Origin of the sequence: Neisseria sp. P0008.S010 (assembly GCF_051962715.1) — a bacterium.
In the GTDB taxonomy this organism is placed as follows: Bacteria; Pseudomonadota; Gammaproteobacteria; order Burkholderiales; family Neisseriaceae; genus Neisseria; species Neisseria elongata.
The window spans coordinates 1-269 of record NZ_JBQCVA010000299.1 but is presented as its reverse complement, the minus strand read 5'-3'; the positions used below and the strand labels follow the sequence as shown (position 1 = coordinate 269).

The window sequence follows — 269 nt, the reverse complement described above, 5'->3', positions numbered from 1 at the left end:
GGCGTGGGCACGATGCCCAGCTTCTCCTCGATCTCGTCGATGAGCTCGAGGGCGCCCAGACCCGGACGGTCCCACTTGTTGATGAAGGTGAGCAGCGGCATCTTGCGCTGGCGGCAGACGTCGAACAGCTTGAGGGTCTGCGGCTCGATGCCCTTCGCGGCGTCGAGCACCATGACCGCGGCATCGGCGGCGGCGAGCACGCGGTAGGTGTCCTCGGAGAAGTCGCGGTGCCCGGGCGTGTCGAGCAGGTTCACGACGTGGTCCCGGTA

At 67.7% G+C, this 269-nt stretch carries 1 protein-coding gene; it reads right to left on the bottom strand.

The window, feature by feature from the left end; translation table 11 throughout:
• Positions 1 to 269, bottom strand: a 269-nt coding sequence (locus tag ACTHSL_RS13680; protein ID WP_440381725.1) for a GTP-binding protein, incomplete at both ends; no start/stop codon positions are given.